Source organism: Streptomyces viridochromogenes DSM 40736 (assembly GCF_000158955.1).
GTDB classification, from domain to species: domain Bacteria; phylum Actinomycetota; class Actinomycetes; order Streptomycetales; family Streptomycetaceae; genus Streptomyces; species Streptomyces venetus.
On the sequence record NZ_GG657757.1, the window covers coordinates 7,521,762 to 7,539,086 of the forward strand.

General features: G+C 70.7%; 15 protein-coding genes and 3 pseudogenes. 11 read left to right on the top strand and 7 right to left on the bottom strand.

The annotated features are described in order from the left end of the window. The first annotated feature begins 371 nt into the window (after positions 1-371). Entirely contained in the window at positions 372-1,613 is a 1,242-nt protein-coding gene (locus SSQG_RS32935; RefSeq protein ID WP_003994294.1) for a vanadium-dependent haloperoxidase, read from the top strand. A 150-nt stretch (positions 1,614-1,763) separates the two neighbouring features. On the opposite strand, the gene SSQG_RS32940 is transcribed toward SSQG_RS32935, so the two are convergent. The 3 genes and pseudogenes from SSQG_RS32940 to SSQG_RS39975 all read right to left on the bottom strand — a co-directional run. Continuing rightward, positions 1,764-3,371, bottom strand: a complete 1,608-nt coding sequence (locus SSQG_RS32940; RefSeq protein ID WP_338117294.1) for an LLM class flavin-dependent oxidoreductase — start codon at positions 3,369-3,371, stop codon at positions 1,764-1,766. Continuing rightward, positions 3,368-4,291, bottom strand: a complete 924-nt coding sequence (locus tag SSQG_RS32945) for an LLM class F420-dependent oxidoreductase (protein WP_003994296.1) — start codon at positions 4,289-4,291, stop codon at positions 3,368-3,370. Before SSQG_RS32945 ends, SSQG_RS32940 begins: the two co-directional genes overlap by 4 nt. A 128-nt stretch (positions 4,292-4,419) precedes the next feature. Then, positions 4,420-4,607 (bottom strand): annotated as a pseudogene (locus tag SSQG_RS39975) (helix-turn-helix domain-containing protein); the annotation flags it as partial. Between the two features lie 138 nt (positions 4,608-4,745). On the opposite strand from SSQG_RS39975, the gene SSQG_RS44125 reads away from it, so the two are divergent. From SSQG_RS44125 to SSQG_RS39980, 4 genes and pseudogenes are all read left to right on the top strand, one after another. Further along, on the top strand, positions 4,746-4,826 hold the full coding sequence (locus SSQG_RS44125; RefSeq protein ID WP_358556123.1) for a putative leader peptide: 81 nt from the start codon (positions 4,746-4,748) through the stop codon (positions 4,824-4,826). 190 nt (positions 4,827-5,016) lie between these two features. Beyond that, positions 5,017-6,144 (top strand): dimethylsulfone monooxygenase SfnG, encoded by a 1,128-nt coding sequence (gene sfnG, locus SSQG_RS32950; RefSeq protein ID WP_003994297.1) that lies wholly within the window; start codon positions 5,017-5,019, stop codon positions 6,142-6,144. Positions 6,145-6,182: 38 nt separating this feature from the next. Next, positions 6,183-7,400 carry an acyl-CoA dehydrogenase family protein gene (locus SSQG_RS32955; protein WP_003994298.1) on the top strand — a complete coding sequence of 406 codons (1,218 nt, stop codon included), beginning with the start codon at positions 6,183-6,185 and terminating at the stop codon, positions 7,398-7,400. Positions 7,401-7,428: 28 nt separating this feature from the next. Beyond that, positions 7,429-7,757 (top strand): annotated as a pseudogene (locus tag SSQG_RS39980) (NAD(P)H-dependent oxidoreductase); the annotation flags it as partial. Between the two features lie 324 nt (positions 7,758-8,081). On the opposite strand, the gene SSQG_RS32965 reads toward SSQG_RS39980, so the two are convergent. Both SSQG_RS32965 and SSQG_RS32970 read right to left on the bottom strand, forming a co-directional pair. Further along, positions 8,082-8,516: a chromate resistance protein ChrB domain-containing protein gene (locus SSQG_RS32965; RefSeq protein ID WP_039934154.1), complete on the bottom strand. Its 435-nt coding sequence runs from the start codon at positions 8,514-8,516 to the stop codon at positions 8,082-8,084. Continuing rightward, the gene (locus SSQG_RS32970; RefSeq protein ID WP_208865685.1) at positions 8,513-9,046 is read right to left on the bottom strand and encodes a Chromate resistance protein ChrB; all 534 of its coding nucleotides are present in this window, start codon (positions 9,044-9,046) and stop codon (positions 8,513-8,515) included. The genes SSQG_RS32965 and SSQG_RS32970 overlap by 4 nt, the downstream gene beginning before the upstream one ends. Positions 9,047-9,234: 188 nt before the next feature. Here SSQG_RS32970 and chrA point away from each other — a divergent pair, with 188 nt between their 5' ends. The 5 genes from chrA to SSQG_RS32995 all read left to right on the top strand — a co-directional run bounded on the left by chrA (position 9,235) and on the right by SSQG_RS32995 (position 13,669). Continuing rightward, the gene (gene chrA / locus SSQG_RS32975; RefSeq protein WP_003994301.1) at positions 9,235-10,638 is read left to right on the top strand and encodes a chromate efflux transporter; all 1,404 of its coding nucleotides are present in this window, start codon (positions 9,235-9,237) and stop codon (positions 10,636-10,638) included. A gap of 226 nt (positions 10,639-10,864) precedes the next feature. Next, the gene (locus SSQG_RS32980) at positions 10,865-11,938 is read left to right on the top strand and encodes an NAD(+)/NADH kinase (RefSeq protein ID WP_052310376.1); all 1,074 of its coding nucleotides are present in this window, start codon (positions 10,865-10,867) and stop codon (positions 11,936-11,938) included. Between the two features lie 56 nt (positions 11,939-11,994). Further along, a complete protein-coding gene (locus tag SSQG_RS32985; protein WP_003994303.1) occupies positions 11,995-12,198 on the top strand; it encodes a LysM peptidoglycan-binding domain-containing protein in 204 nt (67 codons plus the stop codon). Between the two features lie 41 nt (positions 12,199-12,239). After that, positions 12,240-12,428, top strand: a complete 189-nt coding sequence (locus tag SSQG_RS32990; RefSeq protein WP_003994304.1) for a peptidoglycan-binding protein — start codon at positions 12,240-12,242, stop codon at positions 12,426-12,428. Between the two features lie 296 nt (positions 12,429-12,724). Next, entirely contained in the window at positions 12,725-13,669 is a 945-nt protein-coding gene (locus SSQG_RS32995; protein ID WP_244299329.1) for a hypothetical protein, read from the top strand. On the opposite strand, the gene SSQG_RS33000 is transcribed toward SSQG_RS32995, so the two are convergent. After that, a complete protein-coding gene (locus SSQG_RS33000; RefSeq protein ID WP_039934155.1) occupies positions 13,648-14,931 on the bottom strand; it encodes an MFS transporter in 1,284 nt (427 codons plus the stop codon). The genes SSQG_RS32995 and SSQG_RS33000 overlap by 22 nt on opposite strands. 169 nt (positions 14,932-15,100) lie before the next feature. Here SSQG_RS33000 and SSQG_RS33005 point away from each other — a divergent pair, with 169 nt between their 5' ends. Then, entirely contained in the window at positions 15,101-17,152 is a 2,052-nt protein-coding gene (locus SSQG_RS33005) for a phosphocholine-specific phospholipase C (protein ID WP_003994307.1), read from the top strand. Here SSQG_RS33005 and SSQG_RS43210 read toward each other — a convergent pair. After that, positions 17,142-17,325 (bottom strand): annotated as a pseudogene (locus SSQG_RS43210) (hypothetical protein); the annotation flags it as partial. The gene SSQG_RS33005 and the pseudogene SSQG_RS43210 overlap by 11 nt on opposite strands.

Below are 17,325 nucleotides of genomic sequence, written 5' to 3' on the forward strand. Positions count from 1 at the left end.
CCTGGCGCCACGACGGCGCAGGGCCCGAGCCGTGTCCCGGACATCCGCTTCAACCAGGACCTCGCCCATAGCGCCGAACGGGCCACTTTCCCCGCCGTCTTCTTCTTCGCCGACGCCCGTCTCCGGCCGACACGTCCGCTACTCCGGCCCCTTCTGGCTGGAGCCGTTCACGTGGCTGTCCGCGGCTCGACCGAGATGGAAGGGCGCTCGCCGTGCGGTCACCCGTGTCGTCGTGAGCGCGCCGGAAACAGGCCGCCTGTTCCGCACCGCGTACCAGGGCACCACGCTGCGCGACCACCTCGGCTGCCGCGCCCCGTCGGCGGCCACGCCTCACTGGCCTCTCTCACCCCACCGAAACTGAAGGAGAACGCGTGAGTTCCCACAGAGTCCGGCCCGTCCTCGTCGTCCTGGGCGCGGCGGCGCTGTTGACCGCCTCCGTCGCCGTTCCGCAGGCCTCGGCGGCCGGCCGTACGTCCACGGCTCTCGCCTGGTACGACGCGACAGCCGAGACCATCGCGACGGCCGGGGCGTCCACCCAGGTCACCAACAACCGTACGTGGGCCATCAGTTGGCTCGCGGCAGCCCGGGCCACCCGGAGCGTGCCCGCCGGTGTCGAGCGCGGCGCGTATCAGGAGGCGGCGCTCGCCGCGGCCGTGCACCGGGCGCTGGTGGAGCTGGCCCCGAGCCGCGCGGAGCAGCTCGACGCGACGTACAAGAAGACCCTCGACGCGGTTCCCGACGGCCCGGCCGAGGAGCAGGGCGTCGCGGCAGGGGAGCGGCAGGCGGACCTCGTCCTCAAGTCGAGGGAAGGTGACGGCCTTGACCCCGCCTCGGTCAACGCCCCCTATCCGGTGAAGCCCGCGGCGCCGGGCGTGTGGCAGCCGACGCCGCCCGCGTACGCTCCGGGGGCCCAGTACGGCAACCGGCTGGCGAAGCCGTTCCTGCTGAAGACGCAGAGCCAGTTCCGGCTCGGCCCGCCGCCCGCCCTGGACTCCGAGCGCTATGCCGCCGATCTCGCGGAGGTGCGTGCGTACGGCGCCGCGGACAGCGCGGTGCGCAGCGCCCACCAGACCGAGACCGCCACCTTCTGGCTGGGCTCCTCCCTCACCCTCTACACCGAGCCGCTGCGCGTGGCGCTCTCCCGCACGAGCGAAGGGGCCGCCGGACAGGCGAGGCTGGTCGCACTCTTCCACGTCGCGCTGGTGGACACGCAGATCGCGACCTCCGACAGCAAGTACGCCTACGAGCGGTGGCGTCCCATCACCGCGATCCGCACCGGCACCATCGACCCCGACCCGGACTGGACACCCCTGCACACCACACCCGCACATCCGGACTATCCGAGCGGCCACAACACCTACTCGGGCTCCGCGGAGACCGTCCTGTCGGCGCTCGTCGGGCCGCGTACTGCCCCGTTCGACCTGACCAGTCCCACCGCGCCCGGGGTGACCAGGACCTACACCACCTGGAAGCAGCTCTCGGACGAGAACGTCGACGCCCGGATCTTCTCCGGCATCCACACCCGGTCGGCTGACGAGGCGGGCATCACGCTCGGCACGAACGTGGCACGGTACGTCCTGCAGAACACGGGACGACTTCTCGCTTCCCACTGACCCTCTGCCCGCTCCGCGCACTCACCGGCTTCGCGGCGCCTACTCCGTCGCGTCGACGCAACGGAGGCCGTGGCCGCACCGGGGGCCCGCTGTCGTGCGGGCCCCTGGTGGGGCGGGCCCCCGGGCGGGTCGTCGATTCCGGAGTCACGTTCACTGCGGGGATCCCGGCCGAAGACCGTGCTCGTCACCCGGGTGCCTGGCACCTCGCCCCGCTCGGCGAGTTCGAGGAGCCGCCGTTGTCCGACGGCCGTCGCACGGTTTCCCGCCCAGGTGGGGCCCTCGCCCGAGTCGGCGGCCATCTTCGCGACCTTCTGCTCTGCCGCGCGCCAGGCCTCCTCCGTGGTGTCGCCGCACCAGCGTCGTGACCCGCAGCCCGAACTCGAGCGGCTTGTGCCGCCGGTCGAGGTCGGGGATCGGGCGGTGGGCCGGCGCTTCGGGGACGACGGCGTAGTGGGCCGTGGCGGTGAGTGGGCTCATCGGACCACTCCCTCCTGTGTCGTCAGGGAGGCGGGGCTCCAGCCCAACTCGGGTGCGATCAGGTCGCGTACGTCGTGCAGGATCTGTTCGTACTCCTCCCGGTGGAACTCGTACGGCAGCTCCAGACGCAGTTCGGACACCTCCGCGAAGAGATAGATCGGCGGCCAGTTGTTCGAGGATCTGCTCGGCGGTTCCCACCACGTCGGGGGCGAAGAGGATGCGTTTCGGGCCCTGAGGTGCCAGGGTCCGTTCGTGGCGGCCGGCCGCATACGCGCGGTAGCGGGCCCGGCCGGCCGCGTCGGCGCTGTCGAAGGGCACGATCACCCGGCCCAGCGCCACGCGCGCCGGACGGTCCGCGTCCTTCGCGGACAGCGTGCGGCGGTACTCGGTCAGCAGGTTCAGCTGGGCGGTGGTGAAGTCGTCGGTGTCCTCGCCGGTGACGATGTTGCCGGACAGCAGGTTGAGACCGTTCTCGGCGGCCCAGCGGACTGAGCGCAGGCTGCCTCCGCCGTACCAGATCCGCTCCACCAGAGCGGGGTTGTGCGGCTGCAGCCGCGGGCGCTGGATGTTGCCGGGCGAGTGGATCACCGTGTCCGGGCCGCCGAGGTAGTCGCCGCGCAGGTTGTCGAGGAGGCGGGCGATCCTGCCGTAGGACAGGTCGAAGCCGCGCCAGTCGCCGTCGTACACGAGGTCTCCGAGCAGGTCGGCGTGCGGCATGCCGGTGCTGAAGCCGACCTGGAGGCGGCCGCGGGACAGTACGTCTGCCAGCGCGAGGTCCTCGGCCAGGCGGAACGGGCTCTCGTACCCGATGGGGATGACGGCGGTCCCCAGCTCGATCCGTTCGGTGCGCTGGCCTGCCGCGGCGAGGAACACGGCGGCCGAGCCGACGCCGTGCTCCAGGTGGCGCTGGCGGATCCAGCCACCGTCGAAGCCCAACCTTTCGCCGTACTCGAAGAGTTGGAGTGTCTCCTCCAGACCCGTGTACGGGTCGTCGTCGGCGAAGTTGCCCGGGGTGAGAAAGGCCAGTGAGGTGATGGTGGGCGCGGTCATGTGATCGTGCTCCTCAGCTCGCGGTGGTCTCGACGACGTGGCCGGCCGCATGACGGCGACACGGTGCGCGATTTGCCGTACGACGGCCAGGTCGTGCGAGATGAAGAGGTAGGCCACCCCTGTGTCGGCCTGCAACTCGGCCAGCAGGTCCAGGACCTGGGCCTGCACGGACACGTCGAGGGCGGAGACCGTGGGGGCCGGTCGGGCCGTCGGTTCGACCGGCGTGCTCAACGGGCCAGCTCGCCGAGGAGTCGCCAGGTGCGTCGGCGGTCCGCTTCTCCCGCAATCTCGGTGCCCGTGAAGACGACCTCGGTGGCGCCGGCGTCGCGGTAACGCCGTACTTCGGATTCGACCGCCTTCTCGTCGCCGATCACGGCCAGATCGGCGGCCCGCCGGCCGCCGGAGAGTTCGATGACCCGTGCGTAGGACGGGATCTGTTCGTAGAACGCGAGGTTCTCGGTGGCCTTGGCCCGCACCGCGTCCACGTCATCGGTGACCACGCCGGGCACCAGGGCCACGATCCTGGGCGCGGGACGGCCGGCGGCCTCTGCCGCAGCGGTCAGGGCGGGAACGATGTGCTCCGACAGGGCGCGCGGTCCCGCCAGGTAGGGCAGGATCCCGTCCGCCAGTTCCCCGCTGACCCGGAGCGCCTGCGGCCCCATCGCGGCGACCAGTACGGGGACGCCGATCTCGGCGCCCGGTACGCGCGCCGAGAGCGGGGTGGTGGCGGTGAGCAGCTCCCCGTGGAAGTCGGCCGCGCCGGTCTCGGTCAACTGCCGTAGCGCGGTGAGGAATTCACGCAGACGGGCGATGGGGCGTTCGAAGGGCAGGCCGAAGCCGGTCTCCGTCAGTAGTTTCGTGCCCAGGGCCAGACCGAGGTGGTAGCGGCCGTGGGTCGCGGCCTGGGCGGTCTGGGCCTGGCTGGAGACCAGCAGCGGGTGGCGGCCGAAGACGGGGATCGCGGAGGTGCCGACCTGCAGGCCGGGCACTTCCCGCCCGACGATCGCCGCGAGCTGGGGTGAGTCCGCGCCGAAGGTCTGCCCGAACCAGGCCGACCGAAGACCGGCGCCCGCGGCCTCCTGGGCCAACTGCACGGTGGCGTCGACCTGGTTCGGTGCGTCGGACGCGTTGAGTGCTACTCCAACAGTCATGTCAGTAAGAACGGGCGTCGGTCGAACCCGCATTCCGGTCCGTCTGTGACAGCTTCTTGTCAGTCATGTGTACTCAGTCCTGAGTGGAAGGGGCATCCCGGTGCTCAGCCCGCCTGCCGTCGGTCCCGCGCGGACCGGAACTCCCGCTCGGTCGGGATCACCAAGGGAACGGTGGCCGTCTTGACCGTGCCGAGCCGGACCATACGGCTGATGCGATGCTGATCGCCGGCTGGGACAGGTGCAGTTTCTCCGCGGCCCGCCGCAGCGAACCCGACCGGGTGAGGGCCGCGAGGTATTCGTGCTGTTCTAAACGCACGACAGCGAGACTGCCCATCGCCGCCGACCGGGTTCAAGGGAACCCCTGTCACAGCCTCGTGAATTCCTGCTCTCAGCATGTGGAATCAGCTCCGGGCATTCTTGACCGGCCGGACTCCCCGCTGCTTTGATCGATGACATGAAGCGACAGGACCTCACGCGGCGACGCCACGTCGACCTTGCGCGTGTCTCCAGCTCCTGCTGTCGCTGTCGGGGCTGAGCGCATCCGAGGGAAACCCTCGCACTCGCGCTGACCTTTCTTCGTGAATTCCACTGCAAGCCGTTGTCCGCGGTGATTTCGGCTTTTCCCGGGAACGTCGTCCCCGCACGTCCGGATCCCGGTCACTGAACACGTTTCCCTGTCACGCATGCGCCCCTTTCGCGTGCGTACTCATGCCAGGAGTTTCCCCATGCCCGCAATCCCCGGACCCGACCCCGTCCGCTTCGCCTACTGGGTGCCGAACGTCAGTGGCGGCCTGGTCACCAGCACCATCGAGCAGCGCACCGACTGGGGCTACGAGTACAACCGGGAACTGGCTGTCCTCGCCGAGAACAACGGCTTCGACTACGCCCTCAGCCAGGTCCGCTACATGGCCAGTTACGGCGCCGAGTACCAGCACGAGTCGACCAGCTTCAGCCTCGCCCTGCTGCTCGCCACCCAGCGGCTGAAGGTCATCGCCGCCGTCCACCCCGGCCTTTGGCACCCGGGTGTCCTCGCCAAGCTCGGCGCCACCGCCGACCACTTGTCGGGCGGCCGCTTCGCCGTCAATGTCGTCAGCGGCTGGTTCAAGGGGGAGTTCACCGCCCTCGGCGAGCCGTGGCTGGAGCACGACGAACGCTACCGGCGCGCGGAGGAGTTCATCACCGCCCTGCGCACGATCTGGACCGAGGACCACGCCGAACTCGCCGGTGATTTCTACCGGGTGCGCGACTTCTCTCTCAAGCCCAAGCCGTTGAACACCCCCGAGCGCCCGAACCCGGAGATCTTCCAGGGCGGCAACTCCACCGCCGCCCGCGCCATGGCGGGCCGTGTCTCCGACTGGTACTTCAGCAACGGTAAGGACTTCGACGGCGTCACCGAGCAGATCGCCGACGTCCGCGCCTCCGCCGCCCAAGCGGGCCGTACGCCACCGAAGTTCGGCCTCAACGGCTTCCTCATCGCCCGCGACACCGAGGCCGAGGCCCGCGACACGCTCCGCGAGATCGTCGCCCACGCCGACACCGAGGCCGTGCACGGTTTCCGCGACGCCGTCCAGCAGGCCGGACAGTCCACCGCCGACGGCAAGGGCATGTGGCAGGACTCGAGCTTCGAGGACCTCGTCCAGTACAACGACGGCTTCCGTACGGGTCTGATCGGCACCCCTGAGCAGATCGCCGAGCGGATCGTCGCCTACAAGCGGCTCGGCGTCGACCTCTTCCTCCTCGGCTTCCTGCACTACCACGAGGAGGTCGAGTACTTCGGCAAGAGGGTGCTGCCCCTCGTACGCGAACTGGAGGCCCAGCAGCCCGCCTCCGAGCCCGTCGCCGCCCGCGCCTGACCACCCGTAACAGCACCGACAGTAAGAGAGGTATCCCCATGAGCACCGCCGCACCGGCCGACTGGAAGACCGCCCCTGCCCCGACCGACGCCGCCGGCTGGATCGCCCGCGCCGCCGAGGTCGCCGCCATCCTCGCCTCCGACGCCGCCGCCCGGGACAAGACCGCCGCCACCCCGTACGCCGAGGTCCGGCTGCTGAAGGAGTCCGGCCTGGTCACCCTCCTCGGCCCCGTCGAGCACGGCGGCGGGGGCCAGGACTGGCCCACTGCCTACCGTGTCGTCCGCGAGGTCGCCAAGGCGGACGGTTCCATCGGCCAGCTGCTCGGCTACCACTACCTGTGGAACTGGGCCGCCCGGCTGGTCGGCACCCGCGAGCAGTGGGAGCACGTCGAGGCCGAGGCCGCCCGCAACCAGTGGTTCTTCGGCGGCGCGGTCAACCCGCGCGACGAGGACGTGGTGGTGAGGGACGAGGGCGACACGCTCACCTTCACCGGCCGCAAGTCCTTCTCCACCGGCAGCAAGGTCTCCGACGTCACCGTGCTGGAAGGCGTCCTGGCCGGCACCGACGACCACGTCTTCGCCATCGTCCCGTCCGACAGCGAGGGCCTGACCTTCCACGACGACTGGGACAACATCGGCCAGCGCCTCACCGAGAGCGGCGGCGTCACCCTCGACGCCGTACGGGTCCCCTGGTCGGCCGCGGCGGGCTACGTCGACAAGCGGTTCCAGCCGCGCGTCTACAACACCCTCAACGTGCCCACCATCCAGCTCGTCTTCGTCAACTTCTACCTCGGCATCGCCGCCGGCGCACTGGAGACCGCCGCCACCTACACCCGGACCAAGTCGCGGCCCTGGCTGCACGGCGGCCACGAGCACGCCGTCGACGAGCCGTACGTCATCGACATCTACGGCGACCTCACCGCCAAGCTGTGGGCCGTCGAGGCCCTGGCCGACGCCGTGGCCGCCGAGGGCCAGAGGTTGCACGACGACCCGGACGCGGTCACCGAACAGGCCCGGGGCGAGTTCGAGGTCCGGGTGGCCGCGGTGAAGGCCCGCGCCACCGACGTGGCCCTGGACATCACCAACCGCATCTTCGAGGTGACCGGTGCGCGTGCCACCGCCTCCGCGGAGGGCCTCGACCGCTTCTGGCGCAACGTCCGCACCCACTCGCTCCACGACCCGGTCGCCTACAAGCGCCGCGAGATCGGCCGCCACGTCCTCAGCGGCGAACTGCCGCAGCCCACCTGGTACTCCTGAAAGGCCCTCGCATGGCCACCATCCCTCCATCTCCGGCAGTCCGTCCGCCACCTCCCGCACCGCCCGGCTGCCGCGCCACCTGGACGACCGGCTCGCGGCACAGGGACACGAGGTGATCCCGTTCGACGTCCGGACCCTGCCCGCCGAGGCCCTGCTCGGGGCGGACTTCCGGCACCCGGAGATCGTCCGGGCCACCGCCCTGGTCGAGCGGGCCGAGGGGGCGTGGTCGGTACCCCCGTCTACAAGGCTGCCCACTCCGGGCTGCTGAAGTCCCTGCTGGACCTGCTCCCGCAGTACGCGCCGGCCGGCAAGACGGTGCTGCCGCTGGCCACCGGGGGCTCCACCGCCCACGTCCTGACCGGGGGGCCGTACGGCACTGCTGGCAGCCACCGGGTGAGCGCTCCGGCCGTGATCGGCGGCGACGTCATGCCCTCGCCGTCGCCGCCGATCTGGCCGCGGACTTCCGCAAGGACGCCGCGGAGCGGGACGGGGTACGCCGCCTGCCCAGCCGCTCGCGCGATCACCCCCGCGCCTCTCGCAGTTCCCGCACCCGCAGCGCGAGGAGCTGCGCAGGAGTGTGGTCGTCGGGACGCGCCGAGTGATGACCGGCCATGGGCCGTGATCCTCACGGCCGTTGACTTCTGGCGCGTGGCCGCAGGGCAGCCCCCGCCTTCTTGTGCTCTAGGCCGGCTCGCGGCCCAGGAGGGTGGCGCGTCGGTAGTACTCGTACAGCCCGTCGAAGACCGGCTTGGTGACGGCCATGGTGTGCTCGTCGTCGCCGATCATGGACAGGCCGCGCAGGACGACGTCCAGGCCGGGGGCCTCGGGGGCGTCGAAGCGTTCGTCGTCGAGGTCGGCCTCGTGGATGATCTCGGCGATGCGCCGCAGGGCGGGGTCGGCGGTGAGGTCGTACCGGCGCAGGATGGTCTCGAAGCTGCAGTCGCCGTGATGGTGGCCGAGTTCGGCGCCGCGCATGTCGAACGGGGTGGCGTCGGCGGGGGCTTCGGCCGGGTCGGTGACGAAGACGAACTCGGCGTCGGGGTCGACGAAGCGGCGGAGCAGCCAGGCGCAGGCGGCACGGTCGATGTGGATGCCGGCGCGGGTGGCCCACTTCATGCGGAGTTCTCCTCGGGAGCGGAGTCGGTGTTCGAGGGGTGCGCGGGGTGCAGTGCCTCCACCGCGGCTTCGGCGGTGCGGCGCTGCGGCGGGGGGAAGTAGTCGCGGCGCTGGATGCGGCGCAGTTCGGCGCGCAGCTTGCGCAGGGTGCGTTGGCGTTCGTCGTCGGGCTGGTGGCGGGCTTCCTCGGCCTGGGCGCGTACCGCCTGGTACTCGGCAGTGCGGGCGTCGGTCATGGTCCGGGCGAGCCTGCGCTCCTCGGCGAGCGCGGCCGGGTGGGCGATCCACAAGGTGGCGGTGCCGCCGACGTCGGTGATCTCCTCGGCGATCCACTCCAGCTGCTCGCGAGTGCGGGCGTCGGCGGGCAGCGCGATCAGGCCGTCGCTGATTTGGACGACACCGAGCCGCTTGAGCTTGCGCCAGACGGTGATGCGCGGCGTCGAGGGCTCGCGAGGCAGGCGGTAGGAGAGCAGCACCCACTGACCCGGGGCGCTGGGCACCGCAGGGGCCGGGCTGTCGTGGTCGGTCACGCGGGTAGTCCTGGGCAGCGGTGGTTTCCCATCGCCCAGAGGCTACGGCGCGGGCGCGGCTCTGCCGCCGCCGACGGCTGCAATGAACTGTTCATCTTCACCGGTACCTCGCTCCCTTCCACCTCAGGGAATCATGATGTAACCATGGTTGCACTGCACTGATGCCGCCTGGATGGAGCCCTCCGCGGATGACCGCCACCGATCGTCCGGCCTCGGAACCGCCGAAGACCGAGCCCGACCGGGGCGATCTCATACCGTTCCGCGATGCCCTGAGGACCTGGTTCGCCATTTCGCTGCAGACCTTCGGCGGCCCCGCCGGGCAGATCGCCGTGATGCAGCGAACGCTCGTCGAGGAGAAGCGGTGGATCGGCCAGCAGCGCTTCAACCACGCCCTCAGCTACTGCATGCTGCTGCCCGGACCCGAGGCCCAGCAGCTGGCGATCTACACCGGCTGGCTGCTCAACGGCACCCGGGGCGGCCTGGCCGCCGGAACCCTCTTCGTGCTGCCGGGTGTGGTGGCGCTGCTCGCGCTGTCCGCTCTGTACGCCGGCTTCGGTACGACCGCCGCGGTGACCGGGCTGTTCGCCGGGCTCGCTCCGGCCGTGGTCGCCATCGTCGCGCAGGCCGTGTGGCGGGTCGGCCGCCGTTCGCTGACGCACCCACTGCTGGTCGGTCTCGCGGTGGCCTCCTTCGCGGCGTTGGCCCTGTTCCAGGTGCCGTTCCCCGTCGTGATCGTCGTCGCCGGGATGGCCGGATGGCTGATCGCCCGCTGGGCGCCCGCCGTCTTCAAGCCCGCCGCCCACGGTTCCGGCGACGACGGGCCGGCCCCTCTGATTCCCGACGACGCACTGCACCACGAGGGCCCGAGCCGCCGCCGTACCGCGCGCATCCTGCTGGCCGGCCTGCTGCTGTGGGCCGTCCCGGTGGCCGTCGTGGCCGTACTGACCGGCACCGACAGCGTCTTCACCACCCAGGGACTGTTCTTCTCCGGCACCGCCCTTGTCACCTTCGGCGGTGCCTACGCCGTCCTCGCCTACGTCGCCCAGCAGGCCGTGCAGACGTACGGCTGGCTGAGCGCCGGCGAGATGGTGCGCGGCCTGGCGCTGGCCGAGACCACGCCGGGGCCGCTGATCATGGTGGTGCAGTTCGTCGCGTTCCTCGGCGCCTACCGGGACCCGGGCTCCCTCGACCCGTGGACGGCCGCACTGCTCGGCGCGTTGCTGACCACCTGGGTCACCTTCGTGCCGTGCTTCCTGTTCATCTTCTTGGGCGCCCCCTACATCGAGCGGTTGCGCGGCAACCGCCATGTCTCCGCCGCCCTCAGCGGCATCACGGCGGCCGTCGTCGGCGTCATCGCCAACCTCGCGCTCTACTTCGCCGAGCACACCCTCTTCACCACCGTCGACAACCGCACCCTCGGGCCGCTGCACCTGGGACTGCCCGATCTCACCACCTTCCGCCCCGTCGCCCTCGGCATCGCGCTGGTCGCCGTCGCCCTGATCTTCCGGCTGCGCTGGAGCGTCCTGCGCACCCTGGGTGTGTGCGCCGGCCTCGGGCTCGCGGCGGCCCTGGCCGGGTTGACCGGGAGCTGATCCGCGCCGGCCTCCGGGCCCTCCTCGGCGGTGCCCACCGCCCGCGCCCGCTCCCGTATCAGTCACCGACCCGACGGCTGCCAGGCCCGCCGACGGCATCGTCCTGACCGCCGAGCAGATCGAGAAGCCCGACAACCTGTCCGCGGCCGCCGGTGACCACCACGACGAGGCGGGCATGCGCCTGCTCGGCCGGTGACAGGCCCGTAAACTGGGCGCGGAGGCGGATGTGTCAGTGAACCGGCTGGGCCTGGTCGTGCACGGCGGACGCCCGGAGGCGGTGGCGGCGGCCGACCTGGTCCGCGCGTGGTGCGAGGAACACGCCGTGCGGTGCGCGGACATCGACGTGTGGCACGACGGCGGGCGGCGCAGTGCCCGTGCGGAGGTCGAGGCCGCGGGCGATCCCGACCTCGTGGTCACCCTGGGCGGCGACGGCACCTTCCTGCGTGGCGCCCGGCTGGCCGCCGCGAACGACGCCCTGGTCCTGGGAATCGACCTGGGCCGGGTGGGTTTCCTGACGGAGGTGTCGGCCTCAGTGGTGCGTTCCGCGCTGGACGCCGTGCGGGAGGACCGGTTCGAGATCGACACCCGCATGCTGCTCACGCTGCGTGCCTCGTGCCGGCTGGAGATGCCGTCGGGCATGGAGTCCCTCGTCGAGCACGGCCGTGGGCCGCTCCTGCCGCCTCCGCAGGTGCGGCCCGACTGCGAGGTCGACAAGGACTGGGGCATCCCGCTGGACGTCACGGCGCTCAACGACATCGTCCTGGAGAAGCTGGTCCGGGACCGGCAGGTGTCCGTCGGGGTCTACGTCTCCGGGAGGCTCCTCGCCTCCTACTCGGCCGATGCGCTGCTCGTCGCCACACCGACCGGCTCGACGGCCTACAGTTTCGCCGCCGGCGGGCCCGTCGTCTCGCCCCGCGCGGAAGCCCTCGTCTTCACACCGGTCGCCCCGCACATGGCGTTCGACCGCTCGGTCGTCACCGCCCCCGACGAGCCCGTCGGACTGCGGCTCCTGGAACGTTCGGGGCCGGCCGCGGTCAGTATCGACGGCCAGCTGCGGGGCGTGCTCGACCCGGGTGACTGGATCGGCGTGTACGCCGCCCCGCGCCGCCTGCGGACGGTCCGGCTGAGCCCGATGGACTTCTACGGCCGGCTGCGCGAACGGATGAACCTGACCGACGCCCCGGCCGCGGTCGCCGACGGCTCCCCCGCACCGCTGTGGTCGGTCACCACGCCGCCACCCGCAGACCTCGCTCATCTGACCCTGGCTTCCGAAGGAATCCGTTTCCGAATCAAAAAGTGAAATTGAAACGGAATTCCTGACTTTGTATTCGCGGAGAATTGTCTTAGCCTGGATGCATGGCAAAGACAAGAACGCAGTTCTATACAGTGAAACGCGGTGACAACCTCACCAAGATCGCGCGTATGTTCCACGTGACGCTGGATCAGATCCTCGAGTGGAATCCGCAGATCGAGAATCCGGATCTCATTCACCCCGGTGATCGGATACGCGTGGCCCCACCCCCGGAAGAGGAAGGTGAATACGCCCCTTTCCAGGAGTAGACTTCTTCCGACCGTCAACGAGGAGTCTGCTCATCGAAGCCATGGGCTACCGTCTCATCGAGGAGGACTGCTCGGAGTACCCGAGCGACCCCGACCAGAGGTGGAGCCCGGCGGACCAGAAGTCGTACGCCAAGTGGCAGCGCAAGCTCGGATATCGTGGCGCCGACGCTGACGGCATTCCGGGACCGACGTCCTGGAACAAGCTGCATGTGCCCGCGGTTTACGAGTGACCAGAACCGAAAGCCCGGTCGGCCCGTATCGCAGCCGCATCAAAGGCCTGCGCAACGGGCCGCCGCGCTCCGCGTGGCGTGCGCGTGCGAAGACCCGGATCGCCTATCTCGAGGCGCAGCTGGAACACGAAAGTGCCAGCCCCTGCCCGGGCGAGCGAATGACGCTCATCGAGGGAGCCCGGGGGCATCTCGAAAAGGCCCGAACCGCTGCCGACGAGGAATTCGGCTGGCGTCGTCCGTGGTCGGGTTCGGCTGCCCGCGAGGGCGTCTGGTCGAATGTGCGCAGCGCTGAGGTGATGCTGCTTCAGCTGGCGTCCGACGAGGAAGCCGCGGGCCGTGCCAGCGAGGTCATGGCGCTCGTCAAGAAGCATCTGGACATCGACGACCCCCGACGGGTCAGACTGGGCCGGCGGATCCGGTACATCATCTCCGGCGGCATGACGCCCAGCGACCGGGATCTCATGACCCGGGCGCTCGACGCCTCGTACAACGCGCTGGACGACGAACTGGCCCGGGTACGCAGCTTGAGCAACATCCTGTGGACCGCGACGTTCCTCGTGCTGCTCGGTGTCGTGGGCCTCGCCCTCTACGGCTGGTTCTCGCCCAGCTCGCTCAGCCTGTGCTTCACGCCCCAGAACGGTCCCGAGGCCGCGGACCGGATCACCGTCGTCTGCCCCACCGCGGAACACCACAACCTCCCGGCGGGCACCGACGCCAGCCGTCTGGCCCAGCCGAGGGACATCCTCACCGTCGAGATCGTCGGGCTCGCCGGCGCCGCGCTCACCGTCATCGCCTCGCTGCGCCGCATCCGGGGCACCAACACCCCCTACATGCTGCCCCTCGCCTCCGCGGTGCTGAAGTTCCCCACGGGTGCGCTGACGGCGTTCCTCGGGCTGCTGCTGATCAGGGGCGCCTTCGTGCCCGGGCTGAGCGATCTCGACAGCAGGGCGCAGGTCCTCGGCTGGGCCGCGGTCTTCGGCGCCGCACAGTACCTGGTGACCCGTCTCGTCGACGACCGCGCCCAGGAGACGTTGTCGGAGGTGGGCAGGCCCACCGAGGCCATGACCGATCCCGAACGGGCCGCCGTCAAGGAGAGCCCGGCGGTGGGAGAGGCCGGGCCGCCCGGGTCACCTGACGGGTCCCAGGACGGGGCGGGACCGCACGAGCCGGCCGGCACGGCCGAGGGGGACGGCGAATCGGGCACCGACGGGGCGCCCGCTCACCGCCGCAGCGGAGCGTGAGCCGTCTCCGGCAGCCGCAGGTACACCAGCGACGACAGCAGGCAGAGCACCGCGACGTACCACGGGAACAGTCCCGAGTGCCCCAGCTCCTTGAACAGGGTGCCGACGTACGGGGCCGTCCCGCCGAACAGGGCCACCGTCAGCGAGTACGGGAAGCCGATGCCGGCCGCGCGTACCCGGGGCGGGAACACCTCCGCGTTCACGGCCGCGCTGATCGAGGTGAACCCGGTCAGCAGCACCATGCCCGCGCACTGCACCAGCAGCAGCACCGCGAACGAGTCGCGCAGGGCGTGCAGCAGCGGCACCGAGAGCAGTGCGAAACCCAGGCCGAAGAAGAGCAGCAGGGGGCGGCGGCCGAAGCGGTCCGAGAGCAGACCGCCGAGAGGTTGCAGCACGGCGAAGAAGGCCAGTGAGATCGTGCCCGCGAGCAGCGCGTCCGACTTCTCGACGCCCGCGTTGAGCTCGGCGTACGTCGGCAGGTACGACGTCCACGTGTAGTAGGCGATGGTGCCGCCCGCCGTGATGCCGCAGATGAGGAGCGACTCGCGCGGGTGCCGGCGCAGCGCCTCGAACAGGCCGGGGCGCGGGGCCTGCTGTTGTTCGGCGCTGCGGGTCTCCTGCGCGCCCTGCCGGATCCAGAAGCCGACCAGGCTCAGCACGGCCCCGAGCACGAACGGCACCCGCCAGCCCCAGCCGTTCATCTCCCCGTCGCTCAGCGTGTCCACCAGCAGCGTGGCGACGCCGGAGGCGACGAGCTGGCCGATGGTCGTCGACACGTACTGGAAGCTGGAGAACAGCCCGCGCCGGCCGGGAGCCGCCGACTCGACCAGGAAGGTCGTCGAGGCCGCGAACTCGCCGCCCACGGACAGGCCCTGGAGCAGCCGGGCGAGCACCAGGATCACCGGCGCCAGCACGCCCACCGCCGCGTAGGTCGGGGTGAGCCCCACCAGCAGGCTGCTGCCGCCCATCAGCAGGATGGTGACCGTCAGCGCGGCCCGCCGCCCGTGGCGGTCCGCCACCGCGCCCATCAGCAGCCCGCCGACCGGCCGCATGAAGAAGCCCACCGCGAACACCGCGAACGTCGACAGCAGCGGCACCAGCGAGTTGTCCGCGCTCCTGGGGAAGACCTGGTCGGCGATGTACGTGGCCAGAAACGTGTAGGCGTACCAGTCGTACCACTCCACCGCGTTGCCCACCGAGGCGGCGAGGAGCTGGCGAACGGGCCGTTTTGTCGGCGGGGAAACCGTCTTCGTCTCTGTCACGCCCCTCACCCTCCCCCGCCGACGCCCCGGCACACCTTCCGTACCGGCGACTTTCACACGAGTGTCACGCGCCCCTTCCTTGGCGTTTGGTGTCCCTGAAACACTCCTTCCGCGCAGATTCCGTCACGTTCCGGCCATCCCGTACCTCAGGATGAGAGGTCTGTCCTTCATGTCCGAAGTCAACCGGCGCCGCTTCCTCCAACTCGCGGGGGCCACCACGGCCTTCAGCGCGTTGTCCGCCAGCATCCAGCGCGCCGCCGCGCTCCCGGCGAACCACCGCACCGGGTCGATCGAGGACGTCGAGCACATCGTCGTCCTGATGCAGGAGAACCGTTCCTTTGACCACTACTTCGGCACCCTGAGAGGCGTCCGCGGCTTCGGCGACCCCCGCCCCGTCACCCTCGACAACGGCAAGCCCGTCTGGCACCAGGAGAAGGACGGCAAGGAGATCCTGCCGTTCCACCCGGACGCCGACGACCTCGGCATGCAGTTCCTGGAGGGCCTGCCGCACTCCTGGCCCGACGGCCACCAGGCGTACAACGGCGGCAAGTACGACCGGTGGGTGCCCGCCAAGGGCACCACGACCATGGCGTACCTGACCCGCGAGGACATCCCCTTCCACTACGCCCTCGCCGACTCCTTCACCGTCTGCGACGCCTACCACTGCTCGTTCATCGGCTCCACCGACCCGAACCGCTACTACATGTGGTCCGGCTACACGGGCAACGACGGCGCCGGCGGCGGCCCGGTCCTCGGCAACGACGAGCTCGGCTACGGCTGGACGACCTATCCGGAGCGCCTGGAGCAGGCCGGCATCTCCTGGAAGATCTACCAGGACATCGGCGACGGCCTCGACGCCCAGGGCTCCTGGGGCTGGATCGAGGACGCCTACCGAGGCAACTACGGCGACAACTCGCTGCTCTACTTCAACAAGTACCGCGACGCGAAGCCGGGCGACCCCTGGTACGACAAGGCCCGCACCGGCACGAACGCCAAGGCCGGCGAGGGCTACTTCGACCGGCTGCGCGCCGACGTCAAGGCCGGCAAACTGCCGCAGATCTCCTGGATCGCCGCCCCCGAGGCCTTCTCCGAGCACTCCAACTGGCCCTCGAACTACGGCGCCTGGTACATCGCCCAGGTCCTGGACGCCCTCACCTCCAACCCGGAGGTCTGGTCGAAGACCGCCCTGTTCATCACCTACGACGAGAACGACGGCTTCTTCGACCACGTGGTGCCGCCGCTGCCCCCGAAGGACGCCTCCCGCGGCCTGTCCACCGTCGACGTCTCCCTCGACCTCTTCCCGGGCGACAGCAAGAACACGGCAGGCCCCTACGGCCTCGGCCCCCGGGTGCCGATGCTGGTCGTCTCGCCGTGGAGCAAGGGCGGCTACGTCTGCTCCGAGACCCTCGACCACACCTCGATCCTGCGGTTCATGGAGCGCCGCTTCGGCGTGCGCGAGACCAACATCTCGCCGTGGCGCCGGGCCGTCTGCGGAGACCTGACGGCCGCGTTCGACTTCTCCCGCAAGGACGCGCGTCCGGCCCCGCTGCCCGGCACCGACGCGTACGAGCCGCAGGACCGCGAACGCCACCCCGACTACAAGCCGGCCCCGCCCGCCGACCCGCGCATGCCCCGCCAGGAACGCGGACTGCGCCGCTCCCGGCCGCTGAGGTACGCCCCGCACGTGGACGCCTCGGTCGACGCGGCGGCCGGGAAACTCACCCTCACCTTCGCCTCGGGGGCGAAGGCGGGCGGCGCCTTCCACATCACCTCCGGCAACCGCACCGACGGCCCCTGGATGTACACCACCGAGGCGGGCAAGTCGCTGTTCGACACCTGGAACTCGGCCTACTCGGCGGGCGCCTACGACCTGACCGTGCACGGCCCGAACGGCTTCGTGCGGGTCTTCAAGGGCTCGAACAAGACCGCCGGATGCGAGGTCACCGCCCGCCACACCGGAGACGACATCGAACTGACCTTCACCAACAAGGGCTCCGGCACCGCCCGGCTGAAGCTCTCCGACGGCTACGGCGCCCGGCCCTCGACCGTCACCGTCCGCCCGGGCGCGCAGGCGCGGCGGACCGTCGACCTCGCCGCCAGCCGCCGCTGGTACGACCTGACCGTCACCGCCGAGGGCGACAAGGCGTTCCTGCGGAGGTTCGCGGGACACGTCGAGAACGGGCAGCCGGGTGTGAGCGACCCGGCGATCGTCACCGCATAGCGGCCGTGAGGTGCCCCGGATCGTGCGGCCGGGGCGCCAACGCCGGTTCGGCCGCCGCCGAGCCGGGCTCCAGGGCCAGGACGGCGGCCACCGGATGGTCGTCGTCCGCCGGGCGGTCCACGGGCGTCGCCCTGCTGAGCAGTACCACGCCCCAGGACGAGAGGCCCGCCCCG

Excerpts from the sequence above, each read along its gene's own strand:
- SSQG_RS32945 (WP_003994296.1), bottom strand. The coding sequence starts at position 4,291 with ATGACTGTTGGAGTAGCACTCAACGCGTCCGACGCACCGAACCAGGTC.
- SSQG_RS44125 (WP_358556123.1), top strand. The coding sequence starts at position 4,746 with ATGAAGCGACAGGACCTCACGCGGCGACGCCACGTCGACCTTGCGCGT.
- sfnG (WP_003994297.1), top strand. The coding sequence starts at position 5,017 with ATGCCCGCAATCCCCGGACCCGACCCCGTCCGCTTCGCCTACTGGGTG.
- SSQG_RS32955 (WP_003994298.1), top strand. The coding sequence starts at position 6,183 with ATGAGCACCGCCGCACCGGCCGACTGGAAGACCGCCCCTGCCCCGACC.
- SSQG_RS32965 (WP_039934154.1), bottom strand. The coding sequence starts at position 8,516 with ATGAAGTGGGCCACCCGCGCCGGCATCCACATCGACCGTGCCGCCTGC.
- chrA (WP_003994301.1), top strand. The coding sequence starts at position 9,235 with ATGACCGCCACCGATCGTCCGGCCTCGGAACCGCCGAAGACCGAGCCC.
- SSQG_RS32985 (WP_003994303.1), top strand. The coding sequence starts at position 11,995 with ATGGCAAAGACAAGAACGCAGTTCTATACAGTGAAACGCGGTGACAAC.
- SSQG_RS32990 (WP_003994304.1), top strand. The coding sequence starts at position 12,240 with ATGGGCTACCGTCTCATCGAGGAGGACTGCTCGGAGTACCCGAGCGAC.
- SSQG_RS32995 (WP_244299329.1), top strand. The coding sequence starts at position 12,725 with ATGCTGCTTCAGCTGGCGTCCGACGAGGAAGCCGCGGGCCGTGCCAGC.
- SSQG_RS33005 (WP_003994307.1), top strand. The coding sequence starts at position 15,101 with ATGTCCGAAGTCAACCGGCGCCGCTTCCTCCAACTCGCGGGGGCCACC.